We start from the raw sequence: 24,877 nt of genomic DNA, 5'->3' as shown, positions 1-24,877 counted from the left end.
CAAGAGGTCTACGCCGGAATTCCGTTCGCCTCCCTGGAGTGCGGGTCCCGTACGGGCCATTTCCCGGGCGACTGGCGGTACTTGGGCTTCAATTGCCCTCTTCGTCGGGGTGGGGCGGGCGTGGCCGCCGGCCCGCGCGCCGCGGTTCCTGCCGGCGGCCGGCGCCATTTGTCCGGAGGTGTGGCGGCGCGAAGAAGGCGCGGGAAAGCCTCCCGCGACAGAGTGTGGCGTTCTGTGTGGACTTGCGATCCCTCACATGATCAAACACGCCTTGGTCTTTCGCGGCCGTTGACGGGCGAGGGTCCGAGATCCGCGCGCGGCCGACGACCAGGCGCGGCCTGGGTTCGCCCCCTCGGGTGATCGGCCGGCACCTCGCCGTGCTGGAGTCCGCGGGTCTCATACGGACCTGTCGCGAGGGCCGCTACAAATTCCACGACCTGACCACACTGAACCGCTTGAGCGCATCGTCACCCGGTGGCTCAAGCCCGACGTACCGGAGACCGGAGAATGAGGATCCACCTGTCGAGCGTCTGCGTGGACGACCAGGACAAGGCCCTGCGCTTCTACACGGAGGTGCTGGGGTTCGTGAAGAAGGACGAGGTGCCGCTGGGCGAGCACCGGTGGCTGACCGTGGTCTCGCCGGACGACCCCGACGGCACGGAACTGGTCCTTGAGCCGGACGAGCACCCCGCCGTCAAGCCGTACAAGGAAGCGCTGGTCAAGGACGGCATCCCCTTCACGTCCTTCGCCGTGGACGACGTGCACGCGGAATGCGCCCGCCTGCGCGGCCTCGGCGTGCGGTTCACACAGGAGCCGGCCGACATGGGGCCGGTCACCACCGCGGTGCTCGACGACACCTGCGGCAACCTCATCCAGATCGCCCACACCAACTGAGCCGCGAGGGCCGGCGCCCTGCGAAGGCTTCGAGCAGGGCACCCGCCGTCGTGGCCCGGCACCGCGTCCTCCGGGCGGAGAACCACGCGACGGCCCCGCTCAAGTGGTGCAAGGTGGCCGCATGTTGGATCACATAGCCCTCCAGGTGAACGATGGCGCGGCCAGCGCCGCCTTCTACGACGTCGTACTCGCTCCACTCGGGGGCGAGCGCAAGAAGCAGTACGGCGAGAACATCAGCTTCGGCGTCACCGGCCACCCACTGTGGCTGGTCCCCGTGAGCGCCCCTTCGCCCACACGCGAGCTGCACATCGCCTTTGCCGCGCCCGACCGCGCCGCCGTGGACGCCTTCTACGCCGCGGCGCTCACGGCGGGCGCCGAGGTCCTGCACGCGCCCCGGCTCTGGCCGGAGTACCACGAGTCGTACTACGGAGCCTTCGTCCGCGACCCCGACGGCCACAACGTCGAGGCCGTCTGCCACCGGCCCTGACGAACTCGGCGGCCCGGCCGTCACGGGCGCGGTTCCGGGGTGATGCGGGTGCTGTGGGTGATGTGCGGGGACAGCGCCTTCAGGAAGTCGGCCGCGTCGAAGAGTTCGCCGGCGGAGGCCACGCCGACGGTCCTGGTCCGCCCGGTGAGGATGCGGTCGACCGCTTCCACCGCGAGCGGCGCGGTCACGGCGTAGATGTCCCGGCCGCTCGCCGCGGCGCGCCGCTCCGCGTCCCCGGAGCGTACGACGACGTCCACGAGGAACGTCTGCGCGGACCGCCCGAGTTCGTCGACGGCGGAGGGAGTCGGCGTGTCCGGGGCCACGACACCGCCGGCCGCCTCGACCGTCATGTAGGTGCGCACCTCGGGGATGGACAGGTGGCTGGGGACGGTGACGACGTCGGCCATCGTGAACTCGCCGATGACGGCCCGCGGGCCCATCGGGGCGGGGAAGGGCCACTCCAGGGTGGGGAGTGCGTCGTCGTGGTACTCCAGCTGCCCGCCGGTGAAGCGGACGCGGCGGCCACCACGCCGCTCGGCGGAGACCTTGCCCGCGGCCCGCGTCCCGTCGGTGGGCTCCCAGCTGTTGAGGCCGTACGCGATGTGCGCCTCGTCGGCCGTGGTCCAGTCACCCATGGCGGCGGTGACCAGCAGGTCGCCGAGGCCGCCGTAGAACGCCATCGCGGGGAGGACCACCGTGCCCGCGGCGCGGGCACGGTCCGCGAACTGCGCGAACGTGTCGGCGTTGGCCTCGATCTCGGCCGCCACGTCGACGTACGGGATCCCGGCGCGCAGGGCCGCCTCGGCCACGGGGGCGGCCGTCGTGGCGAAAGGCCCCGCGCAGTTGATGACGGCGGCCGCTCCGGCCAGTGCGTGGTCGAGCGCGACCGGATCGTCGACCGACGCGGGGCGGACATCGGCACCGGGGTGTCCGTCCGCCAGTGCCCGCAGCTTGTGGGCGTCGCGCCCCGAGAGGACGGGGACGAACCCGCGCTCCAGCAGGTGTGCCACCACGAACCGGCCCGTGTGTCCGTACGCGCCGTAGACCGTCACCGTCTGCCCCGTTGCCATGACTTCTCCCTGAGTTCTCAATCCTGTGCCCGACCTGATCGGTCGAGACCATCCTGTCGTGGTTGAACAATCAACTGTGAGTGTCCGAAACGACATGCCCCATACACTTTCGGACATGAGGACTGTCGCGCTGGCCGTCACCGACGGAATGCTGCACTTCGAACTGTCCGTGGCCCACGAGGTCTTCGGCTCCGCCCCGGCCGCGGTCACCGTCCCTTGGTACGACCTCTCCGTCTGTGGGCCGGCCCCTGTGCCCTTCGGCCGCTTCCGCCTGGAGCCCGACCAGGGCCTCGACCACCTTCGGCTCGCCGACACCGTGATCGTCCCCGGCTGGGCCGACGTCGACGTGGCCCCGCCCGCCGAACTGGTCGACGCGCTGCGCGCGGCCCACGCCGCGGGCGCCCGCGTGGCCTCGCTGTGCACCGGCGCCTTCGTGCTCGCCGCCGCCGGCCTGCTGGACGGAAAGCGCGCCACCACGCACTGGGCGCACACCGACGCCCTGGCCGCCCGCCATCTGGAGGTGGAGGTCGACCCCGACGTCCTCTACGTGGACAACGGCAGCGTGCTCACCTCCGCGGGCAAGGCCGCCGCACTGGACCTGTGCCTGCACCTCGTCCGCCTCGACCACGGCTCATCCGTCGCCAACGCCGTCGCGCGCCGCCTGGTCGTCCCGCCGCACCGGTCCGGCGGCCAGGCCCAGTTCGTCACCGCCCCGGTGCCCGCGCGCGACGACCACCCGCTCACCGCGCTGTTCCCCTGGGCCATCGAACGCCTCGGCCGGCCGCTGACCGTGGAGGACCTGGCGCGGCGGGCCCGAATGAGCTCACGACAGCTGGGCCGCCACTTCCGCGCGCGGACCGGCACCACCCCCCTGCAATGGCTGCTGGCCCAGCGGATCCGCCTCGCCCAGGAACTGCTGGAGCAGACCGACGACAGCATCGACGCCATCGCGACGGCCACCGGCATGGGCACCGCCACCACGCTGCGACGGCACTTCAACCGCACCCTCGGCGTGCCCCCGGACAGCTACCGCCGTACCTTCCGCTCCCGGACCGACCATGACGACAGCGGTACGGAGCGACGGAGCCCCTGATGCCGTGAGGCGGATGCCTTGCGCCGACAGCTCCGCCCGCCCATGTCCCTGCGCCCCACGGCCCCCTCGCTGAGGAATGCTGACGGCACGAGACGACGGACGAGGTGCGGCATGTGCGGCATGAACGACGCGGAGATCGCCATCGTGGGCGCCGGCGCGGCCGGACTGTCCCTCGCGTACCAACTCTGCGCCGCCCCTCCCGGACGTACGTGCCCCTCGATCGCCCTCATCGACGCCCCGGAGGGCCCCGCCCGGCCCTCCGAGCGGACCTGGTGCTTCTGGGAGGCGCGCGACGGCGAATTCGACACGGCACTGTCCGGCGCCTGGGACACCCTGCGCGTGCGCGCTCCCGACGGAGCAGCCGTGGTCGGCTCCCCGGCCCCGCTGCGCTACAAGATGCTCCGCTCCAGCGCCTTCGAGGAACTGGTCACGGCGCGCCTGGACCGCGAACCGCGCGTGCGGCGCCTGGCGGCCGAGGTCAAGGACGTACGCGACGTGCCCGGGGGAGCGGAGGTGCGCGGGGTCACCGCCCAGGGCAACCCGCTGACGGTGCGCGCCCGATGGGTGTTCGACTCACGCCCGCTCCGTACGCCGCCGCCCGCCCGCACCGCCCTCCTCCAGCACTTCCGCGGCTGGTTCGTCCGCACCGCCCGGCCCGTCTTCGAACCGCGTCTCGCGGACCTGATGGACTTCCGTACACCCCAGCCCGCACACGGCCTGTCCTTCGCGTACGTGCTGCCCACGACTCCGTACGACGCCCTCGTCGAGTACACGGAGTTCTCGCGCACCGTCCTCGACGAGCACGCGTACGACGAAGCGCTGCGCAGCCACGTCACGCACCGGCTCGGCATCAGCCGCTTCGAGGTGGGCCGCGTCGAGCAGGGCGTCATCCCCATGACCGACGCCCGCTTTCCCCGTAGGGTCGGCCGCTCGGTCTTCCGCATCGGCACCGCAGGCGGGGCGACACGGCCTTCGACCGGCTACACCTTCGCGACAGTGCGACGGCAGGCGCGCGCCATCGCGAGCGCGTACCACCGCGGTTGTACGCCCGTGCCCCCGCCGCCCCATGCGCGGCGCGCCCTGGCGATGGACGCCGTCATGCTGCGCGCCCTGGACTCCGGACGCGTGGACGGAGCGGCGTTCCTCACCGGCCTGTTCCGCACGGTCCCGACGGAACGGCTGCTGCGGTTCCTCGACGGGCGCACCCGGTGGGACGAGGACTTCAGGATCGGCCTGCGCACACCCGTCCGCCCCATGCTCCGCACCGTCGCGGAGCTGCCCTGGCTGCCCCGGCTGCCCTGGGACGCCACCACCACGCCGCCGGGCGACCCGACCGGCAACGAACGGAAAGAGACGCCCAGATGACGCTGCTGCGCGACGAATCCCTGTCCGCCGCGTTCGATCACGCCGCCCCCGCCTACGACCGTCTGGTGGCCGCCAACCCCGGCTACCACGCCCACCTGCGACGCTCCGCCCGGCGCCTCGGACTGCCCGACGGCGGCGCCGGGCTGCGCGTCCTCGACCTCGGCTGCGGCACCGGGGCGTCCACCGGCGCCCTCCTGCGCGCGGCGCCGCTGGCCGAGATCGTCGCGGTGGACGCCTCGCGCGGCATGTTGGACCGAGCGGAGGCCAAGCGGTGGCCGCCCGGGGTGAGCTTCGTCCACGCGGCGGCCGAGGACCTGGACCGGGCAGGCGTCCGGGGTCCCTTCGACGCGGTCTTCGCGGCCTACCTCTTCCGCAACCTCGCCGACCCGGACGCCGTGCTGGCCGCGACGCGTGAACTCCTCGCTCCAGAGGGCCGGTTGGGCGTACACGAGTACACGCTCAGCGGCCGGACGCTCGACCGCGCGGTGTGGACCGCCGTGTTCCACGGCGTGGTGCTGCCCGCCGGCACCCTGACCGGCGACCGTCGCCTCTACCGGCACCTCTTCCGCAGCGTCGTCGACTTCGACACGGCGGCCGCCTTCGCCGCGCGGGTACGGCGTGCGGGGTTCCGCGAGGTGCGCGTGCTGCCGATGCCCGGCTGGCAGACCGGCATCGTGCACACCGTGACCGCCCAGGCCCCGGGCGCCGGGCGATGAGGGGACGTGCGGCCCACGACGGCGCCCGCCACGGACGTGACCGCAGGGCGCACGTCGTACGCGGCCCGCAGGGAGCGCCCCGTATCTCCGGCGCCGCGCCGCGCGTGGCCGTCGTCGGCGGCGGCATCGCGGGCCTCGCCGCCGCGACCGCACTGGCGGAGCGCGGCGTCCACGTCACGGTGTACGAACGGGAGCACCAACTCGGAGGCCGGCTCAGGGGCTGGCCCGAGGAACTCGCCGACGGCTCCACGGTCACCATGAGCCGCGGCTTCCACGCGTTCTTCCGCCAGTACTACAACCTGCGCGGTCTGCTGCGCCGGGCCGATCCTGCCCTGAATATGCTCCACGGCCTGCCCGACTACCCGCTCCGGCACAGCGGAGGCCTCCAGGACAGCTTCGCGCGGGTGCCGCGCACCCCTCCGTGGAGCGCCCTCGGCTTCGTCGCCCTCAGCCCCACGTTCGGCCGGCGTGACCTGACGCGCATGGACCCCCGCGCCGCGCTGCCCCTGCTCGACGTACGCGTGCCCGGCGTCTACCGGCGGCTCGACCACATCAGCGCCTGGGAGTTCCTGGAGCGGATCCGATTCCCGCGCGCGGCCCACCACTTGGCGTTCGAGGTGTTCTCCCGCAGCTTCTTCGCCGACCCGCGGCGCCTCTCGGCGGCCGAACTTGCCCTGATGTTCCACATCTACTTCCTCGGGTCCAGTGAGGGCCTGCTGTTCGACGTGGTGCGAGAACCGTTCCCGGCCGCGCTGTGGGACCCGCTCGCCCGCTATCTCTCCGGCCACCGGGCCGACATCCGCACCGGCCGGGCCGTCGAGAGCGTGGAGCCCGCGCGGCGGGGCGGCTTCCACGTCGTCACCGGGGACGGCGAGCAGCGCTGCGACGCCGTCGTGCTCGCCCTGGACGCCAAGGGCCTGAAGAGTGTCGTGGGACAGTCGCCGCGCTTCATCGACGACGACGCGTGGCGGGCGCGGATCACGGGCCTCGGCACCGCGCCGCCCTTCCTCGTCTCCCGGCTCTGGCTCGACCGCCGTGTGGCGTCGGACCGGCCCGGCTTTCTGGGCACGAGCGGTTACGGCCCCCTGGACAACGTCAGCGTGCTGGAGCGCTGGGAGGGCGAGGCGGCCCGCTGGTCGGCCCGCACGGGAGGCTCGGTGATCGAGCTGCACGCGTACGCCGTCGACCCGGCCGCGGACCGGGCGGCGGTGCGGCGAAGCCTGTCGGCCCAACTGCACCGGCTCTACCCGGAGACCCGCGACGCCCGGATCGTCGACGCCCGTCACGTATGGCACGCCGACTGCCCGCTCTTCCCCGTCGGCGGCTACCGCAACAGACCGACGGTACGGACACCGGACCCGGCCGTCATGGTGGCGGGCGACATCGTGCGCAGCGATCTGCCGGTCGCGTTGATGGAACGGGCGGCCACGACGGGTTTCCTCGCGGCGAACGCCCTGCTCGAACGCTGGGGCCTGCGGGGGCAGACGCTGTGGACCGTCCCGGTCAGGGGCAGGACGCCGCTCCTGCGGGCACTTGACCGGCTGGCCGGTGACGGGAGCGGCTGAGCGGCGCTTGAACGGGTCGGCTGTTCGGTGCCGTGCGGGTGGGTGAGGGCTCAGCCGGGGAAGCGTCCGCTGTTCCGCAACGCCCAGCGCTTCTCGGCGTACGCCGTGCTTGCACGCTGGGGTCTGAGGGGACGGACGCTGTGGACCATCGCGGTCAGGGGCAGGACGCCGCTCCTGCGGGCACTTGACCGGCTGGCCGGTGACGGGAGCGGCTGAGCGGCGCTTGAACGGGTCGGCTGTTCGGTGCCGTGCGGGTGGGGGAGGGCTCAGCCGGGGAAGCGTCCGCTGTTCCGCAGTGCCCAGCGTCTCTCGGCGTACGCCATGTCATCGCGCCACAGCCGCCCGGCCGCCGCCCTCATCAGCGGACGCAGCACCGGCGCCGCGGACCTCGCGAACGCGAAGCCCCGTCGGCCGGAAGCAGCCACCACCGCCTCGGTCACGGCGGTACGCGGTCGGCCCGCCGCGTCCCGCGCCAGCGGCGTGGCATGGGTCTCCACGACGGAGCCCGCCCCCTCGCCCTCGGCGATGCGCATGACGACGGTGCGGGGCCCGGGAGCCGTGAAGACCGCCCGGACCGGCACCACCACCCGCCCGGTCACCCTGAAGGAGACGTCCACCACGAAACGGTCGTCGTCAGCACCGTCCTCGCCGGGGCCCGGCTCCGCCACGACACGCAGATCGACGAACGAGTACGGATGGAACCAGGCACCGTGCCAGGGGTCCAGCCGGTTGGCGACCACGTCTTCGGGTTCGCAGCGCCCGGTGACCGAGCAGACCGCCGACACGCTCTCGGCAGGCCGCGGACGCACGGGCACCACGGGCCGCTCCAGGGGCTTCTCGCCGCCCACCGCGTCCAGCCGGACCCAGGCCAGGACCCCGTCGTCGTACGCCGGGTACGGCTCCCAGCCCGCGCGCGCGGACCCGTCGAGAGCGAGCCCGTGCCAATGGCAGACAAGGGTGCCGCACCGCACCGGGCTGTCCTTCAGAGGCGCCCCGAGGTGAGGACAGGCCCCGGGGCCGGCTCGCAGGCCGCCTGTCGCGTCGCGCCACGCGACGACCTCCGTGCCCGCCACCGTCAGACCGAGCGCACGCCCGGCCGTGACGCTCCGACTGCCGCCCAGCACGTACCAGTTGCCCGACGGCCGGGCCTGGGCACGCTTGAGCGCCGCCGCGATCACGGCCGGCCTCGCCTCCCGCCAGGTGGGGCGCTGCCGCTCCCAGGGGACGGGGTCGCGGCGGAACCTCAACGGGTGGCGGCCGGTGCCAGGAGGACGTCCGGAGCTCATACGGTCTCCTTCCAGGGCTCCCGGCCGCGTGCCCGCGACGGACGGAACCCGAGCCGGGGCGGTGCCGCGCCGGGCGACCCGGTGACCGCGCCGCCCCCGGACGGCGCGCGGAGCCGGGCCAGTGTGAGCCGGGCCAGACCGTCGCACGCCACCACGGCCCGCCGGCGGCGCGGCACCACCGCCCGGCGGTGCAGCACCGCGAAACCGTCGTCCGCGATGGCGTCGAGAATCGCGCCGTACAGCACGAAGGCGGTGCGGATGCAGGGCCGGGAGACGGGATCGAGCAGCGGCAGACCGCCCGCCGCCTCGCGGTACACGCCCCGCGTCAGCGCGGCGGCGTCCCGCAGCGCCGCGGTGATGCGCCGGTCGCGCCGCCCGCTGTCCCTGCTCCACCGGAGGAGGGCGCGGTCGACGCCGTGCGCGGCCAGCAACTCCACGGGGAGGTAGACCCGGCCGCGGTCGAGGTCCTCCCCGACGTCCCGCAGGAAGTTGGTCAGTTGGAAGGCCACGCCGAGCGCGGCCGCGTGCGGGGCGGCCTCCTCGCGGGGAACGACCGTGCCGAGAACAGGCAGCATCTGGAGCCCGATGACCGCGGCGGAGCCGTGCATGTACCGCCGCAGGTCCTCGTAGCGCGCGTACTCGGTGACTTCCAGATCGAGCCGTATCGAGGCCATGAAGTCCGTGAAGAGCCGCGGCTCGATGGCGTAGCGGGCGGCCGTGTCGGCGAGCGCCGCCACCACCGGGTCGGCGCTGGTCCCGGCGCGCAGCCCGCTCTCCAGATCCAGCTGGAGCAGGCGCAGGGCCGCGGCCCGCTCGGCCGCCGTCGCCGTGGAGTCGAGATCGTCGACGATGTCGTCCGCCCAGCGGGCGAACCCGTACAGGGCGTGCACGGCGGGCCTGCGCTCGACGGGCAGGAGGCGGGTGGCGAGGAAGTACGTCTTGCCGTGCCGTGCGTTGAGCCGACGGCAGTGGGCGTACGCGGCGCGCAGGGCCGGGTCGGTGATGCCCGCGCTGTCGAGTTCCCGGGCGGTCATGGAGCGGTGCCCTTCGTGTCGGTGGGGGGCCGAAGGCGTGCGGACACCGCCCCCGGCGGGCCGGTGACGCGTGCCGCGGCCAGCTTCCCCGAGATCAGGACGGTCGGCACGCCGACGCCCGGGGTCGTGCCACACCCGGCGAGGACGACGTTCTCGACACCGCGTACGAGATTGCGCGGGCGGAAAGGGCCGGTCTGGGCGAAGGTGTGCGCGGCGGAGAACGGAGTACCGGCGGCGTGTCCCTGGGCGGTCCAGTCCGCGGGCGTCACCACGCACTCCTCCTCGACGGCGGAGGCGATGCCGTCAAGGCCGCGCCGCTCCAGCTCGGCGAGGAGGCTGTCCCGGTAGCGGGGCGCGAGGTCGTGCCATGCCCGGGCGCCGGGGCCGACGCGGGTGTTGGGACAGGGCGCCAGGATGTAGTGCAGATGGCGGCCCGGCGGCGCGAGAGAGGGGTCGGTCGCCGTGGGCCGGGTGATCAGGAGCGACGGGTCGGACATGAGGGTGCCGGCGCGCGTCAGTTCGTGGAAGGTGCCCTTCCAGGCCGCGCCGAACGAGATGGTGTGATGGGCCAGCTGGGGCCACGTGCGGTCGGTGCCGACATGCAGCACGACGGCCGAGGGGGAGTGACGCAGCGGCAGGGGACGGCGCGGCGCCCGCCCCAGCAGGCGGTAGGCCGCCGGGAGATCCGGGGTCAGGACGACGGCGTCGCACGGGAAGCGTTCCTGGTCGGTGACGACGGCCGTGACGCGGCCCCCGGAACGCTCCAGCCGCGTCACGTCCTGACCGAAGCGGAGGTCACCCCCGGCGGCGGTGGCGGCGGCCGCCATGGCCCGTGGCAGGGCGTGCACCCCACCGCGCGGGAAGTGGACACCGGCGACGGTGTCCATGTAGGCGATGACGGCGTACGCGGCAAGGGCGCGGGCCGGGGGCACGCCCGCGTACAGCGACTGGAACGTGAAGACGCGGCGAAGCCGTTCGTCGGAGAGGAAGCGTCCGACGCGGGCGTCCAGCCGGCCGAAGCCGCCGAGCGCCGCGAGGCGGGCCAGGTCCGGGGTCAGCAGCGCCGCCGGGGAGTCGAAGTTGGCGTCGATGAACCGGCGCATCTGCACCTGGTACAGACGGCCGAGCCAGGCCCGCAGCCGCCGGTAGCCGAGCGCCTCCCCGGCCCCGGCGAAGCGCTCCACCTCGGCTTCCATCGCCTCCGCCCCGGTGTGGACGTCCAGACTGCTGCCGTCGGCGAACCGCGCCCGGTAGGCGGGGTGGAGCGCAAGGAGCTCCACGCGGTCGGCGAGCCTGTCGCCCACCGCGGCGAACGCCTCCTCCACCAGCTCCGGCATGGTCAGGACGGTGGGCCCGGTGTCCATGCGGTACCCGCCCCGTTCGAGCAGCCCGGCCCGCCCGCCGGGCTCCCGGCTCCGCTCGATCAGCGTGACCCGCCGCCCGGCACCCAGCAGGTGCAGCGTGGCGGAGAGCCCCGCAAGCCCGGCCCCGACCACCACCACGTGGTCCGTCCGTCCCGCCAGACGCCTCATCGGCTTCGTTTCCCTCTCGCGTCGCGAAGTTCCGGCCCTGTCATGCGTAATGCCCCACTTTCCGTGATGGCCGGCGCGTTGTCCTCCGCCTCACCGGCGGCGGACGGGCGATGTCAGACCTCTCTGCCACGATCGGCGCATGAGCTTCTTCGACGACCTGGTGTTACCGGAAGAGCCGGCCGCCGAGCGGACCGCGTCGCTCCGCCTGAGCCCGCCGGGGGAGGACGCGGGGCGCTACGCCCCGCCCGTGGACTGGTTCGCACCCGTGCTGCACTCGCAGTTGGACGTGGTCGGCGCCGGGGCGCACGCCCGGGTGGTGATGACGGGATGGTCCCTGTGGCCGAGGGCGGCGACGCTGCACCTGTCGGTCTTCCGCGACGTCCGCTGGTCCAGCGCGGCGGCCGGGCGGCAGTCCGGGCTCAGGGTCGGCCTGCTGTTCCGCGACGGCCGCCGGGTGACCTCCCTGGACGGCACGGTGCACCGAGCGGTGGAGTGGACGAGGCCGGACGGGCAGGAGGCCACGGCGATGACGGACCAGGCCGTCGGCCTGATCCCGCTGGACCCTGGCCTGCACCAGTCCCGCCGCTCCCTCTTCAAGACCGACGTCGACCTGTATCTGGCGGAACTGCCTCCGCCCGACGAAGCACATCTGGTCGTCGAGTGGCCGGACGAGGGCATCGACGAGACGCGCACCCTGATCGACACCGCCGCGTTGCATGCCGCGGCGGCGCGAGCGCTCGAGGTCTGGCCGGGCCTCGAACCACCGGAGCCGGCGGAGCAGCCGGGTTCCTTCGCGACCTTGGAAGTGAGCGGACCGCCCGGCTTCCTGGCCCGGCCCCTGACAGGGCACCAGCGCATGATGCTGCGCCGTCAGGAGGAAGAGAGGCTGCGCCATGTGCCGCGGGCCGACTGGGCACGGGTGTCCTACGGGGACTGGGGCGACGCGCGGGTGATCCGGGCCCGGCTCGACGGGGGCGCGCCGCCCAACGCCCGTATCGAGGGACATGGGTCGACCCCGCTGCACCTGGCGGCGGAGCGCGGGGCGGCGGAAGCGGTCGCCGCGCTCCTCTCCCACGGTGCGGAGCCCAACTCGTACGACGAAGACGAACACACCCCGTTGTGGTACGCCGCCTGCACCGTGGACGAGGGCAGCGTCCGTGCGCTGATCGCCGCAGGGGCCGATGTGTGGACGCCGCAGACGGGACCCTGGTCCCCGGGCAGGCTGCTGCTGACCACGCCGCTCGCGCCACTCGTCGCGGAACTGCCCGGGGCGGTGGAGCTGCCTGCCGGCGAAGCCGCCGCCTTCCGGGAGGCGGACGCGCTCATCGCGGCATGCGGCGAGCGCGAGCTGTGGACGGAGGGGCTCGGTCTCTGCTTCGTGCGGGACCTGAGTGAGGAAGAGGTGATCCACCGCCTGGGCGCTGATCCCGCGCAGTGCCCGACGGCGGACCTCGAGCACGCCCCCTTCGACCTGACGTCCTATGACGAGTCCCTCCGCCATGTGGGGGTGACCGGCGTGCCCGGCGCACCCGGCGGCTGCCTGATCACCCAAGAGGGATACCTGCCGAGCGATGACACCGTGCTGCGGGCGATATCGCCGGACACCGCCGCGTACGGCGTCTACTTCAACCCCAAGGGCGGCACCTTCGGGACGCTGGCCCACAACGGTGAAGTCGCCGTGCACGAGGAGATCGACCTGTGGCCGGACGAGTCGGCCCCGCCCGCCCACTGGCACTTCCGCTTCTGGCAGCGCCGGCACGTGTTCCCCCACGGCGCCAACGTCCTCGCCTACGCCGCCTCGGCGGCCGGCATGCGGATCAGCGACGCCAGGGAAGCGGTGGCTCGCCGTGCGCCGTGCCGCTGGGTGGAGCTGCCGGCACGTCTTCAGCGCTGAGGCCAGGGCTGCCGGAGAAGGCCTACGCCCCCGTGCGCCGCACCGCGATCGCCAGCGTGTCGTCCTGGTGGAGGACATCGCTGAGCAGGTCCTCGGCCAGCAGGCCCGGGATCTGCTCGGTCGGTCGCGCGCGATGGCGGCACAGGGCCTCTTTGAGCCGGGCCTCGCCTTCGCACGGGTCCCTGCGGCTCTCGGTGAGGCCGTCGGTGTAGAGCAGCAGCACGTCGTCGGGTTCCATGGTCGCCGTCAGGACACGGTCGCTGCCCGGCATGGGGAAGCCGATGCCCCGTCCGCGTACCTCCAAGTAGCTCGCGGTGCCGTCGCCGTGGGCCAGGAGGGCGGGCGGATGGCTGCCGTTGGCCAAGGTGAGCTGCCCGTCGGCGAGGTTCAGCCGGGCCAGCAGCAGGGTGGCCATGACGCTCTGGTCGAAGGGCGCGAGGACGCTGTCCGTACGCGCCACGATGCTCTCCAGCGGGTGCCCTTCCAGGGCGAGGGTGCGCACCGCGTGGGTGACGGTCAACGCGGTGCGCGTACTGGTGATCCCGTGCCCGAGCGCGTCGACGACGGTGATGTGGACCGTGCCGTCCGGGAGGGTGAACCAGTCGTACAGGTCGCCGCCGGTGGGCGCCTCGTCGCTCGCCGGGGCGTAGTGCACGGCCAGTTCGAGGCCGTCGACATGCAGGGGTCTGGGACGCAGCGCGTCCTCCAGGGCGCGCAGGGTGCGGCCGTGCGCCGTCCGCAGCTGCTCGTCGCGCTCCTCCAGCTGCACGTACAGGGCCAGGACCCCGCTGTTGGTCTCGGCCAGTTCGTGCTTGAGCATGCGGTGCTCGTCCGCCAGGGCGTCGGCGCGGGCCAGCGCCGCGCGGAGCTCCTCCTCCAGCAGCGCGATGTCCGCCTCGCTGCTCCGCGCCGCCGCGGAAGGGCTCGCCTGCTGCCCGATGGTGGGCACCGGCTGGCCGTGCGCACCCGTGGGCGGCAGCGGGAGGTTCCACACCACCGTGCCGTCCGACCGGGCCCGCGCGCGCAGCGGCAGCCGGTCCGGCACCACGTCGGCGCCGGCGCTCTGCTGGGGCAGGCGCAGGGCCAGCGTCAGCCGGTGGGCCCCGTCCTCGTCCGTCTCGCGTCCGCTCAGCAGGGTGACGGGGCGGCCGCCGCCCAGGACCGGGGCGGCCACCTCGCTCAGCGACAGGACGAGGCGCGCCCGGTCGTCGGCGGGCAACCGGTGCCCCAGGGCGATGCTGCGCACGGTGTGCCGCAGAGCCGTGAGCGTACGGAAGGTTTCGCGGGTCATCTCATTCCCATGTGGGGGCCAAGGGCAAGGACGGTGGCGTCGTCACGACGCCGGCGATGGGTGTGGGTCAACGAGGCGGCGAGGAGCGCCGGAGGCAGCGTAAGACGCGCGGGCGTGGGGGCCTGCGTCCACCGGTGGTCGATCCCGTCGGTGTGCACGGCCACCGTGGTGTGCTCCGACAGGTCCACGAACCGGCTCCTGGGCTTGGGGAGGGTGTATCCGATGATTCCGGCCTGCCCGGTGAACTGGTGGTGTACGCCTTCGGGGGAGAGCGCCACGGCGCGGACGTTGCCGACCCCGCAGAACTCGGCCCGCCCGGCCGCGATGCGCAGCGCGGCCGCGGCGGCGCCGCGCGTGTGCCGCAGGGCCTTGTGCAGCGCGGTCAGGATGTCCGCGAGCGGGGCGGCCGGGTCCCCCAGGAACGTACGCTCGGCACGCTGCGCCGCCATGGCGGCCTCGGGGCCGTGGCCGAGGCCGTCGATCACCAACGCGGTCCGGACGCCGGAGGCTTCGGCGACGGCGTACCCGTCGCCGCTCGCGTCCTCACCGTCGGCGGGCAGGCACAGCGCCCCCAGCGCCGCCCCGCGCGGCGGGGCGTCGGGCCCGGCGAGGCGGGCGTGGACGAGCGTGCCGAGCCCCGCCTCTGAGCGGATGGCGAAGTCCGTGGCGATCCGGCGCGCGGCACCCAGACCGGCGCCCATCGTCCGGGTGGTGCTGTACCCGTCCGTGAGGCTCAGGCCGATGTCCGCCATGCCGGGGCCGGTGTCGACGGCCAGGACGTCGAGGCCGCCGCCGAGCGGCGCCCGGTGGACGAACAGGGCGCCGTTGCGGGCGTGCTTGACGATGTTGCTGGCCAACTCGCTGGCGAGGACGGCCGCCTGGTCCGGCAGCACGCCCTTCATGGCGCAGGCGGAGGCGAGGGAACGGGCATGGTCGGCCGCACTCTGCACAGCGCTCGGATGGTCGATGGCGATGTGCAGAGTACGGGCCGCGACGCTGCTGTTCACCCGCGTCCGTTCCAGCGCACGGCGGTCACGGTAGTGCCCCGGCCCGGGGAGGACCACACGTGGAACTCGTCCATGAGGCGCCGCGCACCGCCCAGACCGTGCCCGAGGCCCGCACCGGTGGTGAAGCCGTCGGCGAACGCCTGCTCGATGTCCGGGATGCCCGGACCCTGATCGCTCACCACCAGCTTCAGGCCCCGGCGACCGCCCTTCTGCACGATCTCCAGGGTGAGGTTGCCGCCGCCGCCGTGCACGTAGGCGTTGCGGGCCAGCTCACTGGCGGCCGTGACGATGCGCGTCTGGTCCACGAGTCCGAAGCCGGCCCGCAAGGTCGCCTCCCGCACCGCGTGCCGCGCCGCCAGCAGGTCCTCCTCCGCCCGGATGGCGTGGACGGCGCACCCGCCGTCGTTACCCGAGGGGCTCTCGGCGCGCGTGGGGGAGGGGAAGGCCGGCGTCTCTTCGAGGTCACCGTAGAGGGTCAACGGGGCCCCCCTTTGGGGGTCGGGAGGCCGGCTGCCAACCCAACGCGATCATGCCCTGCTCCGCGTTGAGGGTGGTCTCCACACCGGACAGTTGCAACCCCAGTTCCACCAGGGTGATCGCGACCGCGGGTCGCATGCCGGCCACTATGACCCTGGCCCCGAGCAGACGTGCCGTGGTGGTCAGTTCCATGAGTGTGCGCGCCACGAACGAGTCGATGAGCTCCAGCCGCGAGATGTCGATGAGCACGGCGCGCGCCCGGTCGGCGACGATGCGCTCCGTCAGCTCCTCGGTGAAGGCGATCGCGGCCTTGTCGTCGAGCTCGTTGAGCAGACCGGTGACCAGCACATCACCGAGGCGCAGGATGGGAACGCCGCTCAAGCCGCCGCTCACCGCACGCCCGCGAGCGAGGACTGGTGGACCGGCTGGTCCGTCAGCAGCGGGATGGCGGCGGCCAGCGCGTCCGCCAGCGTCGCCCGCGTCAGGATGGCCGACAGGTCGATGCCGAGCTGCGCGATGATCTGGGCGATCGGCGGACGGATGCCGCTGATCACGCAGTCGGCGCCCATCAGCCGTACCGCGTTGACCGTCTGCATCAGGTGGTGCGCGACCGCGGTGTCCACCGTCGGCACACCCGTGATGTCGATGATCGCGACCTGCGCCTCGTCCCGCTCGATGGCCTCCAGCAGGTTCTCCATCACCACCTGCGTCCGGGTCGTGTCGAGCGTCCCGATCAGCGGCACGGCGAGGACCCGGTCCCAGATGCGCACCACGGGCGTCGACACTTCCAGGAGCTGGCGGCTCTGGCGCCGGATGATCTCCTCGCGGCCTTCCACGTAGATCTCGAAGGACATCGCGCCCGCGGTGTCGAGCAGGCGGTTGATGAAGAGCGCCGCGTGGTAGAGCGCGGTGACGTCACGTGTATCGGACTGCACCGCTTCCAGCAGCGCCTCCTTCAGCGCCAATATTGCCGGGGAGGTCGCCGTGGGCGTCGCGCCGCCGCGCGCGCGGCGCATCGACAGGTCCGTGACGGCCTGGCGCAGGCCGGGGTGCGTGGTGACCACGTCCTGCACCGGAATGTCCGTCTCAAGACCGGCGAGCAGCGCTTCGACCAAGGAGTCGGCTTCTTCGTTCAGCTCGGCCTCGGTGATACCCGTCTCCAGGACGGCCTGCTCCGACTGGAGTTGCACCCACCGATCGGCCACTTTCTCGCCCTGCTCACGCAGGGCCGTGCTGACGCGCAACCGGGCCTCGGACTCACTGGTGTTCATTCCATCCACCTTAGCAATTGTTGTCGCACGGCAAATGTTAACCGAGGGTGGCGATCTTCAGAAGGCGGACCGTAACGAGACGTCAACCACGCCGCTGAGCTGCACGGTTGCCGTCCGTACCCGACCACCGACCGCGCCTCGACATCGAACGCACCTGAACCTCACAGGAGTCGACCCTTCACAACCGTCTGTGTGTACCTAGGAGTGCCGAAAGTAAACCCACGTCATCGCGAGAGCCGTCACCACACCCCCCCCCAGGGGCCGGACAGCGCGGCGGTTCAGGCGGACTCGGCCGAGCGGTCGCCCGCCGGTGTGCGCCCCGGCGCGGTGTGTTCCACCGCACGATGGAAGCCGTCCAGCCCCCGCACCAGGGCGGCACGGTCCGCCGGCCGCATCGCCGAGATGGCTTCCAACAGCGCACTCTCGCGTCGGGCCCGCAGCTCGGTGAGGTAATTTTCTCCCCGGCTCGACAAGCGGAGTTCGAGCTCGCGGCGGCTGGCCGGGCTGAGGGACCGCTCGATGAAGCCCAGGGCGTGAAGACGGTCACACATACGACTCACCGAGGACGGCGCAGATCCCAGGAACTCACCGAGCGTTCGCAAGTTGATCCCCTGAGCGCCGTCCAGGGCGTACAGCACGCGCAACTGTGACGACGACACCGGTGCGGTCGGAGTGAGATCCCTGCCCCTGCTCCACAGCACCTCGAGCACTTCGATGACTTCCCGGGCAGCATGCGCGGCCGCATTCTGGCCGCCCCTGACGGAAGTTTCGGAATCCATGCCCTCAACTGTGACACTTCGCAGTGGCCCTGTCAGTCGCTGAGGCATGGCAGGCCCTCGGCTCCCTCTCGCACTCTCATCCCGAACAGGAACAGGTGGTACCCGACCGGTGGACAGATTCATGGCTGTGGAGCGCGCCCTGCGCACCTCCGCACCGCACGCTCTTCTCGACGCAGTGCAGGACACGCTCACCGTTCACTACACAGCCCGCAAGGTCGACCTGCTCATGGCCGACTACGCGATGACCATACTCCAACCGGTCAACGCCCTTCCGCACACGGCGGCCCCCGTGCCGATCCACACCAGCGCCCCCGGCCGGGCCTTCGGGGCACAGGAACCGTACGTCGAAGCCGGCGGCCGCGGCGGACTGTGCACCGCCCACCTCCCCGTGAGCGTGCGCGGCGACCGCATCGGCATCCTCAGCGTCTGTCTGCCGGCCGAGGCCTGCGACCCCGCCACCCTGCGGGAACTGGCCGACGTGGCGGAGGTCCTCGGCCACGAGATCGTCGTGGCCCAGCGCGACACCGATCTCTACCTCCAGGCACGGCGCGCCGACCGGCTCACCCTCGCCGCCGAGATGCAGTGGCAGCTGCTGCCGGGCCGCTCCTGCTCCCGCCCCGAGTACGACATCGGGGCCCAGCTCGAACCGGCCTACGCCATCCACGGCGACAACTTCGACTGGTCGGCCTCCGCCGACCACCTCACGCTCACCGTCACCAACGGCATGGGCGAGGGCATCGAAGCCGCCCTGCTCACCAGCCTGGCCATCAACGCGCTGCGCAACGCCCGCCGTGCCGGACTCTCGCTGAGCGACCAGGCCTGCCTGGCCGACCAAGCCGTGTACGGGCACTACCAAGGCGCCGTCCATCTCTCCATGCTGCTCCTGCGCTTCGATCTCGCCACGGGAGAGACGGAGATCATCGACGCGGGCTCCCCGAAGATGTGGCGCATGCGCAACGGCAGGGCCGAGCCCGTCGCCCTGGACGCGCAGCTGCCGCTCGGCATGTCCGAGGACACGCCCTACACCGCGGAGCACTTCCAGGTCAGCCCCGGGGACCGGCTGCTGTTCGTCAGCGACGGTGTCTACGACGTGGCGTCGCCGACGGGGGAGCGCTACAGCGAGCGCGCGCTCACCCGGGCGATGACCAACTCCCGCCTGTTGCCGCCCTCGCAGGTCCCGCGCGCCGTGCTCCATGAACTCTCCGGTCACCGCGGCCCGATCGCCGCCGCCGACGACGCCCTGATCGTGTGCCTCGACTGGCGGGGCCGCCCCTGAGGCGTGGCCCCCGTCGGGCACATCACTCGGCAGGGGTGAGCATGCCCGCGCGCAGGCGCTTCAGCGTGCGGGTCAGCAACCGGGAGACATGCATCTGCGAGACGCCGAGACGTTCGCCGATCTGGGACTGGGTCAGCTCGTCGACGAACCGCAGGTGGAGGATCTCCCGGTCGCGCTCGTCGAGCTCGGCGATCAGGGGGGCCAGTGTGTGGAAGTCCTCCACGAGCTCCAGCGCGGGGTCCTCTTGGCCGATGAAGTCGGCGAGGGCGGCCTCGCCCTCATCGGGGTCACCGTGCACGGCCGCGTCCAGGGAGGTGGAGTTGTAGCCGTTGGCGGCCACCTGGGCCTCGATGACCTCGTCCTCGCTCAGGTCCATCAGGGCGGCCAGTTCGGCGACCCGGGGGGCCCGGCCGAGCCGCGTCCTGAGCTCCTCCGTGGCCTTGGCCAGCTCCACCCGGGCCTCTTGCAGCCGGCGGGGGACGTGCACCGCCCAGGAGGTGTCGCGGAAGAACCGCTTGATCTCACCTACGATGTACGGCACGGCGAAGGTGGCGAACTGGGTGTCGCGGGACAGCTCGAAACGGTCGATGGCCTTGATCAGACCGATCATGCCGACCTGGACGATGTCCTCCATGTCGTCGGACCGGTTGCGGAAGCGTCCGGCCGCGTAGCGGACCAGGGACATGTTCATCTCGATCAGGGTGTTCCGCACGTACTGGTACTCGGCGGTTCCCTCTTCCACCGTGGCGAGCCGGCCGAAGAACAGCTTCGACAGGGCCCGGGCATCCTGCGGGGCCACCGACTGCGGCGCGGTGATCTCCGGCAATTGCTCGCTTTCGGTCACTGCCTGCGTTGTGGTCGCCATGGTGATGTGTTTCCCTCCCTGTGCGGTCAGCCCTGTCAGTCCCTAGAGGCTGGTGATCCGCGACTACCCCGGTCCGTTCGCTTCAATCACGTCGGACGAAACGGTTGTCCGCGTGACAGCATTTGAGGGAGCGTACGTACGTTCAGGTCGTCGGTCCTGAACACTGGCGCGCCCGCCCCTCGACGGACGAATATGGCACGCATGAATGATCAACCCGAGCGATGGAGCAGAGCGACCGTCTACCCCGACATGTGGGCCGACCCGGACGACGATCCTCGCGAGAACCGGGGAGTGAGCCCAGACGGCGAGCTGGCGACGCTCCAGAATTTCCTGGCGGGCTACCGCTTGACCCTGCGCATGAAGTGCGAGGGCCTGAACGCGGAGCAGTTGGCCCGCCGCTCGGTTCCGCCTTCGACGATGTCGCTGCTGGGCCTGATCCGCCATCTCGCCGAGGCGGAACGCGACTGGTCGAACTGGATCAGCGAGGGCGACCCGCTGCCGACGCTGTACGGCGAGCCCGACGGCGACTTCGACGGAGCGGTGGCCGAGCAGGCCGAGGTCGACGCCGCGTACCGCGCCCTGGAGCGTGAGCAGGCCGCGACCGACGCGGCGCTTGCCGAACACGAGGACCTGGGCGAGCGTCTGGGCAAGGAGGGCATCGCGGTCCGGGAGCTGATGGTGCACAGGATCGAGGAGTACGCCCGGCACTGCGGGCACGCCGACCTGCTCCGTGAGTGCATCGACGGACGGGTGGGCCAGTGACCCGGCGAGAGAGCACCGGCTCCGCGACCGAGACGCTGGAGATCCCCACCCCGGACGGCCGTGCCGACGCGTTCGCCGCCTTCCCCGACCGTCCCGGGCGGCACCCGGGTGTGCTGCTGTACACCGACGCCTTCGGTACGCGGCCGGTGCTGGAGAAGATGGCCGGCGAACTGGCCGGGCACGGGTATTACGTGCTCGTCCCCCACATCTACTACCGGCACGGCCCCGCACCGGTGATCGAGCTTCCCGAGCACATCGGGGAGGAGGAGCGGCCGGGAGTCTTCGCCCGAGTGATGCCCCTGGCCCGGGCCCACACCACCGAGCGTGCCCTGCGCGACGCCGAGGCCTACCTCGGCTTCCTCACCAGCCGGCCGGAGGTCGCCACCGGACCGGTCGCCGCCGTCGGCTACTGCATGGGCGCGGTCCTCGCGGTGCGCACCGCGGCGGCCCACCCCGAACAGGTGGCCGCCGTCGCCGGGTTCCACCCCAGCCCCCTGGTCACCGAGGCGCCCGACAGCCCGCACCGTCTCTTCTCGCGGCTCACCGCCCAAGTCCACCTCGGGCTCGCCGAGAGCGACATGTCCCCCGAGGCGATCAGGGAGCTCGACGGGGCCCTGGAAGCGGCAGGGGTCGACCACACCTCGGAGGTCTACCCCGGTACCGTCCACGGCTTCACCATGGCCGACACCGACGCCTTCGACGCCTCGGCCCTGCGGCGCCACTGGGACCGCCTGCTGCCTCTCCTCGACCGCACCCTGGCCGCCGGCTGAGACCGGGCGCGGCCTTCGCCGGAAAGGTCACTTGGTCGCGCCCCGTGCGAAGCCGTTGTAGATGTAGCGCTGGAGGAAGAGGAAGACGAGGAGGGTCGGGACGATCACCAGGATCGTGCCGGCCGAGATGTGCTCCCAGTGCGCGCCGAACGGGCCCTTGAAGCGGAACAGGGCGGTGGAGATGGTGCCCAACTCCTCGGACGGCATGTAGAGGAAGGGAATGTAGAAGTCGTTGTAGACGGTGATGCCCTTGATGATGACGACCGTGGCGATCGCCGGTTTCAGCAGCGGCAGGATGATCTTCCAGTAGATGGTGAGGGAGTTCGCCCCGTCGAGGCGCGCGGCCTCGTCGAGCGAGACCGGGATGCCCCGGATGAACTGGAGGAAGATGTAGATCGAGACGATGTCCGTCCCCATGTACAACATGACCGGCGCCCAGATGCTGTTGAACAGCCCGAAGCCGTTGACCACTTGGAAGGTCGCGACCTGTGTGGTGACCCCGGGCACCAGGGTGGCGATCAGGAACAGGGCCATGACCGGCTTCTTCGCGCGGAAGTCGAAGCGGTCGACGGCGTACGCGGTCATCGAGCCGATGAGCACCGTCCCCGTGATGGAGAACAGCAGGATGAAGGCGGTGTTGGCGAAGGCGGACAGGAGCTTGCCGTCCGTGAACGCCGTCGCGTAGTTGTCGAAGTTGAGCCAGTCGCCCGGCAGTGACAGCGGGCCGCCGTCGCTGACCTCCTCGGACGTCTTGAGTGAGGTGAGGAGGACGACGGCGAGCGGGACCAGCACGACCAGGGACGCGACGATCAGCGACAGATAGGTCAGGGCGGGTGCGATCCGGCGGCGGGCGGGCATGGGCGTGGTCATACGAGGTCCACCTTCTCGTCGGGCACGAGGCGGCGCTGGATCCAGGTGATCAGCAAGATGATGAGGAGCAGGACGACGGCGGCGGCCGAGGCCAGACCGGTCTTGTTGAACTGGAAGGCGAGCTTGACCGTCTGGATCACGAACGTCGTCGTGCCGGTCGCACCGCCGGTCATGATGTACGGGATCTCGAAGACCGCGAGTGACCCGGAGATCGCCAGGATGACGCTCAGGCTGATGACCGGCCGGATGCTCGGCGCGATGATGTGCCGGAACTGCTGCCGGCGCGTCGCCCCGTCCAGCTGGGCCGCCTCGTAGAGCTCGGCGGGGATCGACTGGATGGCGCCGAGGAACAGCACGAAGTTCAGCCCGGTGAAACGCCATACGGAGACCCCGGCCAGCGAGGTGTTCGCCGAGGCGGGGTCGCCGAGCCAGGCGTGGCCGGAGCCGGCGCCGAACCACGACAGGACCGAGTCGAGCGTGCCGCCGTCCTGGAAGAAGTAGAGGAAGACGAAGCCGATGGCCACGCCGTTGATCAGGTAGGGGAAGAAGAGGATCCCCTTGAAGAGGTTGCGGAAGCGCAGGTCGAAGCTGAGGACCGTGGCGAAATACAGGGCGATCGCGATCTGCACGGCCGACGCGGCCAGGTAGTAGAAGCTGACGAAGAACACGCGGAACAGCTCGGGGCGGGTGAAGATCTGCTCGTAGTTGTCGACGCCGGTGAAGCGGCGGTCGGGGCTGACGCCGTCCCAGTCGGTGAAGCTGTAGAAGATCATGTTCCCGACGGGCACATAGGTGAACGTGATCAGCAGCGCCAGCGGGACGGCCAGGAAGAGCCACGGTGTGAGCCCGCGCGGCAGCCGGCCGCCCCTGCCCGTGCGGGGCGGCACGGCGGCGCGTGGCACTTTCGCCGGCGCCACGGGGGGCGTCTCGGTCGTCTCTGTCATCTCGGACCTCTCCTCTTCGCGGGTGTACGACGTGCGGCGGGCCCCGCCCGGTGGCGACGGGACCCGCACCGACGGCCGGGCCGAAGGAACCGGCGCCGGTCAGGAACCGGCGGTCCCGGCCGCCTGGTTCCACCGCTTGTCGAGGTCCGCGAAGTAGTCGTCGAGGCTGCCCTGCTGGGCGCCCCGCGCGAGGTCGACGAGCTTTTGGCGGTAGTCGGGCTTGTTGAGGCCGATCTCGGCGGCGTTGTCGATCGTGTTGACCTCGCCGGTCTTCGCCTCGGAGCGCTCCAGGAAGGTGACATCGTTGTCAACAAAGTCCTTCAGGGTGCTCGGCATCGGAGCGGACCTCAGGGTCGGGACGGCGCCCTCCTTCGCGGAGTAGCCGGACTTCTCGGTGAACCAGTCGATCCAGGCACGGGCGGCGGTCTTGTGCGACGAGTGGGCGTTGACCGCCTGCTGGTAGTCGCTGGCGAGGACGGCACAGTGCTTGCCGTCCTTCCGCACGGGGAAGGGCATGAAGCCGATGTCGTCGGGGTCGGTGTCGGCCTTCACGGCCGCGTCGCGCAGCTGGGTGATCGCCCATGAGCCCAACTGCATGGTGGCGACCTTTCCTTCGGCGATCAGCCCCTTGGAGGCCTCCCAGTTGGTGGTGCTGGGGTCCTTCTCCGAGAGGCCGCCCTTGACGATGTCGTGGAGCAGCGAGTCGATGGTGTGCAGCTCGCCGCCCCGCTTCCAGGGGGAGACCGCGCCCGCGAGCTTGTCCGTGGCCTCGGCGTCACAGGTGACGGAGCCGATGTTGTTGCTCCAGGCGGTCAGCGGCCAGGCGTCCTTGAAGTTCGTGTAGTACGGCAGGGCGTCCGTCTTCGCCCTGACCGCCTTCAGGGCGGCGAGGAACTCCCGCGGGGTGGCCGGCGGCTCGCTGACGCCGGCCTTCCTCCAGACGGCCTTGTTGTAGACGAAGCCGTTGGCCGTGCCGAACTGGGCGATGCCGTAGACCTTCTTGCCGACCGTCGTCTTGTCGCTGAAGCGGTAGGTGTCCGCCAGTTCGGCGGCGGAGCCCAGCGGGGCGAAGAACTTCGGGTAGTCGTTCTTGGCCACGGCGGCCGGGATCATCAGGACGTCGCCGTAGTCGTCGGTGTTCATCCGGATCTTGACCTCCCCCTCGTAGTCGGTGAGGGCCTCGAACTCGACCTTCACCTTGGGGTAGGTCTTGTTGAACTCGGCGGCGTACTTGTCCATCGTCCCGTTCTGGACGAGGTCGGTGCGGTGGGTGAGGACCTTGATGGTGCCCGAGGCGTCGGCCGGATCGGCCGGTGACTTCGCCGTCTCACCGGAGGCCGCCCCTCCGCCACCGCACCCGGCGACGGTCAGCGTCGCGGCGACCAGAAGCGCTCCCGTCAGCGTCTTCTTCTTCCCCATGTGCCCGGCTCCTTCAGGATTGCGGCTCAGCTCTGCGAGTGGGATGTCGGCACTATGTCAGCCACTCCTTAACCGGTAAAGCTAAGGATGCGTGCAAGATGCTCAATCGTTACCGACGCAACCTCGAGTGGCATCTGACATGCACATCAGCTGCTGTTTTTCTACGGAACCGTAACTAGACCGGTTTATGGACAGTGCGCTGATCAGCGC

24 protein-coding genes and 1 pseudogene are annotated in these 24,877 nt (G+C 71.6%); 11 read left to right on the top strand and 14 right to left on the bottom strand.

The window, feature by feature from the left end; translation table 11 throughout:
- Positions 1 to 305: 305 nt before the first annotated feature.
- From KKZ08_RS03825 to KKZ08_RS03815, 3 genes and pseudogenes are all read left to right on the top strand, one after another.
- Positions 306 to 511, top strand: a pseudogene (locus KKZ08_RS03825) (transcriptional regulator); the annotation flags it as partial.
- Positions 508 to 894: a VOC family protein gene (locus tag KKZ08_RS03820; RefSeq protein ID WP_223773086.1), complete on the top strand. Its 387-nt coding sequence runs from the start codon at positions 508 to 510 to the stop codon at positions 892 to 894. The pseudogene KKZ08_RS03825 and the gene KKZ08_RS03820, both read left to right, overlap by 4 nt.
- Before the next feature lie 121 nt (positions 895 to 1,015).
- Positions 1,016 to 1,381: a VOC family protein gene (locus tag KKZ08_RS03815; protein WP_223773085.1), complete on the top strand. Its 366-nt coding sequence runs from the start codon at positions 1,016 to 1,018 to the stop codon at positions 1,379 to 1,381.
- A 20-nt stretch (positions 1,382 to 1,401) separates the two neighbouring features.
- Here KKZ08_RS03815 and KKZ08_RS03810 read toward each other — a convergent pair whose 3' ends face one another.
- The gene (locus tag KKZ08_RS03810) at positions 1,402 to 2,451 is read right to left on the bottom strand and encodes a saccharopine dehydrogenase NADP-binding domain-containing protein (protein WP_223773084.1); all 1,050 of its coding nucleotides are present in this window, start codon (positions 2,449 to 2,451) and stop codon (positions 1,402 to 1,404) included.
- A gap of 115 nt (positions 2,452 to 2,566) precedes the next feature.
- On the opposite strand from KKZ08_RS03810, the gene KKZ08_RS03805 reads away from it, so the two are divergent.
- The 4 genes from KKZ08_RS03805 (at position 2,567) to KKZ08_RS03790 (ending at position 7,190) form a co-directional block, all read left to right on the top strand.
- On the top strand, positions 2,567 to 3,544 hold the full coding sequence (locus tag KKZ08_RS03805; protein ID WP_223773083.1) for a helix-turn-helix domain-containing protein: 978 nt from the start codon (positions 2,567 to 2,569) through the stop codon (positions 3,542 to 3,544).
- Positions 3,545 to 3,664: 120 nt separating this feature from the next.
- Entirely contained in the window at positions 3,665 to 4,909 is a 1,245-nt protein-coding gene (locus KKZ08_RS03800; protein WP_223773082.1) for a lycopene cyclase family protein, read from the top strand.
- Positions 4,906 to 5,625 carry a methyltransferase domain-containing protein gene (locus tag KKZ08_RS03795; protein ID WP_223773081.1) on the top strand — a complete coding sequence of 240 codons (720 nt, stop codon included), beginning with the start codon at positions 4,906 to 4,908 and terminating at the stop codon, positions 5,623 to 5,625. Before KKZ08_RS03800 ends, KKZ08_RS03795 begins: the two co-directional genes overlap by 4 nt.
- A complete protein-coding gene (locus tag KKZ08_RS03790; protein WP_223773080.1) occupies positions 5,622 to 7,190 on the top strand; it encodes an FAD-dependent oxidoreductase in 1,569 nt (522 codons plus the stop codon). The genes KKZ08_RS03795 and KKZ08_RS03790 overlap by 4 nt, the downstream gene beginning before the upstream one ends.
- 266 nt (positions 7,191 to 7,456) lie before the next feature.
- Here the strand turns inward: KKZ08_RS03790 and KKZ08_RS03785 are convergent, their stop codons facing one another.
- The 3 genes from KKZ08_RS03785 to KKZ08_RS03775 are packed head-to-tail and all read right to left on the bottom strand — an operon-like array spanning position 7,457 to position 11,042.
- The gene (locus tag KKZ08_RS03785; protein WP_223773079.1) at positions 7,457 to 8,476 is read right to left on the bottom strand and encodes a DUF5914 domain-containing protein; all 1,020 of its coding nucleotides are present in this window, start codon (positions 8,474 to 8,476) and stop codon (positions 7,457 to 7,459) included.
- Positions 8,473 to 9,510 (bottom strand): phytoene/squalene synthase family protein, encoded by a 1,038-nt coding sequence (locus KKZ08_RS03780; RefSeq protein WP_223773078.1) that lies wholly within the window; start codon positions 9,508 to 9,510, stop codon positions 8,473 to 8,475. Before KKZ08_RS03780 ends, KKZ08_RS03785 begins: the two co-directional genes overlap by 4 nt.
- A complete protein-coding gene (locus KKZ08_RS03775; RefSeq protein ID WP_223773077.1) occupies positions 9,507 to 11,042 on the bottom strand; it encodes a phytoene desaturase in 1,536 nt (511 codons plus the stop codon). The genes KKZ08_RS03780 and KKZ08_RS03775 overlap by 4 nt, the downstream gene beginning before the upstream one ends.
- 139 nt (positions 11,043 to 11,181) lie before the next feature.
- On the opposite strand from KKZ08_RS03775, the gene KKZ08_RS03770 reads away from it, so the two are divergent.
- Entirely contained in the window at positions 11,182 to 12,936 is a 1,755-nt protein-coding gene (locus tag KKZ08_RS03770) for an ankyrin repeat domain-containing protein (protein ID WP_223773076.1), read from the top strand.
- Positions 12,937 to 12,958: 22 nt separating this feature from the next.
- Here the strand turns inward: KKZ08_RS03770 and KKZ08_RS03765 are convergent, their stop codons facing one another.
- The 6 genes from KKZ08_RS03765 to KKZ08_RS03740 all read right to left on the bottom strand — a co-directional run bounded on the left by KKZ08_RS03765 (position 12,959) and on the right by KKZ08_RS03740 (position 17,761).
- Positions 12,959 to 14,227: a PP2C family protein-serine/threonine phosphatase gene (locus tag KKZ08_RS03765; protein ID WP_223773075.1), complete on the bottom strand. Its 1,269-nt coding sequence runs from the start codon at positions 14,225 to 14,227 to the stop codon at positions 12,959 to 12,961.
- Positions 14,224 to 15,234, bottom strand: coding sequence for a SpoIIE family protein phosphatase (locus tag KKZ08_RS03760; RefSeq protein ID WP_223773074.1), 1,011 nt, complete (start codon positions 15,232 to 15,234; stop codon positions 14,224 to 14,226). The genes KKZ08_RS03765 and KKZ08_RS03760 overlap by 4 nt, the downstream gene beginning before the upstream one ends.
- Positions 15,231 to 15,614: an anti-sigma regulatory factor gene (locus tag KKZ08_RS03755; RefSeq protein ID WP_223778893.1), complete on the bottom strand. Its 384-nt coding sequence runs from the start codon at positions 15,612 to 15,614 to the stop codon at positions 15,231 to 15,233. Before KKZ08_RS03755 ends, KKZ08_RS03760 begins: the two co-directional genes overlap by 4 nt.
- An 82-nt stretch (positions 15,615 to 15,696) precedes the next feature.
- Positions 15,697 to 16,104 (bottom strand): STAS domain-containing protein, encoded by a 408-nt coding sequence (locus KKZ08_RS03750; protein ID WP_223773073.1) that lies wholly within the window; start codon positions 16,102 to 16,104, stop codon positions 15,697 to 15,699.
- Complete coding sequence (locus KKZ08_RS03745) at positions 16,101 to 16,982, bottom strand: STAS domain-containing protein (RefSeq protein WP_223773072.1); 882 nt, start codon at positions 16,980 to 16,982, stop codon at positions 16,101 to 16,103. The genes KKZ08_RS03750 and KKZ08_RS03745 overlap by 4 nt, the downstream gene beginning before the upstream one ends.
- Before the next feature lie 278 nt (positions 16,983 to 17,260).
- Positions 17,261 to 17,761, bottom strand: a complete 501-nt coding sequence (locus KKZ08_RS03740; RefSeq protein WP_223773071.1) for a MarR family transcriptional regulator — start codon at positions 17,759 to 17,761, stop codon at positions 17,261 to 17,263.
- Positions 17,762 to 17,882: 121 nt separating this feature from the next.
- Between KKZ08_RS03740 and KKZ08_RS03735 the strand changes: the two genes are divergently transcribed.
- Positions 17,883 to 19,037 (top strand): PP2C family protein-serine/threonine phosphatase, encoded by a 1,155-nt coding sequence (locus KKZ08_RS03735; RefSeq protein ID WP_223773070.1) that lies wholly within the window; start codon positions 17,883 to 17,885, stop codon positions 19,035 to 19,037.
- Positions 19,038 to 19,059: 22 nt separating this feature from the next.
- Here KKZ08_RS03735 and KKZ08_RS03730 read toward each other — a convergent pair whose 3' ends face one another.
- Positions 19,060 to 19,902 (bottom strand): RNA polymerase sigma factor SigF, encoded by an 843-nt coding sequence (locus KKZ08_RS03730; RefSeq protein WP_223773069.1) that lies wholly within the window; start codon positions 19,900 to 19,902, stop codon positions 19,060 to 19,062.
- 192 nt (positions 19,903 to 20,094) lie between these two features.
- On the opposite strand from KKZ08_RS03730, the gene KKZ08_RS03725 reads away from it, so the two are divergent.
- Together KKZ08_RS03725 and KKZ08_RS03720 are read left to right on the top strand one after the other, a co-directional pair.
- Positions 20,095 to 20,664, top strand: a complete 570-nt coding sequence (locus tag KKZ08_RS03725) for a DinB family protein (protein WP_223773068.1) — start codon at positions 20,095 to 20,097, stop codon at positions 20,662 to 20,664.
- Complete coding sequence (locus tag KKZ08_RS03720; RefSeq protein ID WP_223773067.1) at positions 20,661 to 21,434, top strand: dienelactone hydrolase family protein; 774 nt, start codon at positions 20,661 to 20,663, stop codon at positions 21,432 to 21,434. The genes KKZ08_RS03725 and KKZ08_RS03720 overlap by 4 nt, the downstream gene beginning before the upstream one ends.
- A 27-nt stretch (positions 21,435 to 21,461) precedes the next feature.
- Here the strand turns inward: KKZ08_RS03720 and KKZ08_RS03715 are convergent, their stop codons facing one another.
- From KKZ08_RS03715 to KKZ08_RS03705, 3 genes are all read right to left on the bottom strand, one after another.
- Positions 21,462 to 22,304, bottom strand: coding sequence for a carbohydrate ABC transporter permease (locus KKZ08_RS03715; protein WP_223773066.1), 843 nt, complete (start codon positions 22,302 to 22,304; stop codon positions 21,462 to 21,464).
- Positions 22,301 to 23,248, bottom strand: coding sequence for a sugar ABC transporter permease (locus KKZ08_RS03710; RefSeq protein WP_223773065.1), 948 nt, complete (start codon positions 23,246 to 23,248; stop codon positions 22,301 to 22,303). Before KKZ08_RS03710 ends, KKZ08_RS03715 begins: the two co-directional genes overlap by 4 nt.
- A 99-nt stretch (positions 23,249 to 23,347) precedes the next feature.
- On the bottom strand, positions 23,348 to 24,667 hold the full coding sequence (locus KKZ08_RS03705) for an extracellular solute-binding protein (protein ID WP_223773064.1): 1,320 nt from the start codon (positions 24,665 to 24,667) through the stop codon (positions 23,348 to 23,350).
- Positions 24,668 to 24,877 lie beyond the last annotated feature (210 nt).

The sequence above is a fragment of the Streptomyces sp. 135 genome (assembly GCF_020026305.1).
Lineage (GTDB): Bacteria > Actinomycetota > Actinomycetes > Streptomycetales > Streptomycetaceae > Streptomyces.
The sequence above is the reverse complement of the archived record's forward strand: the minus strand, read 5'-3'. Positions and strand labels throughout refer to the sequence as shown.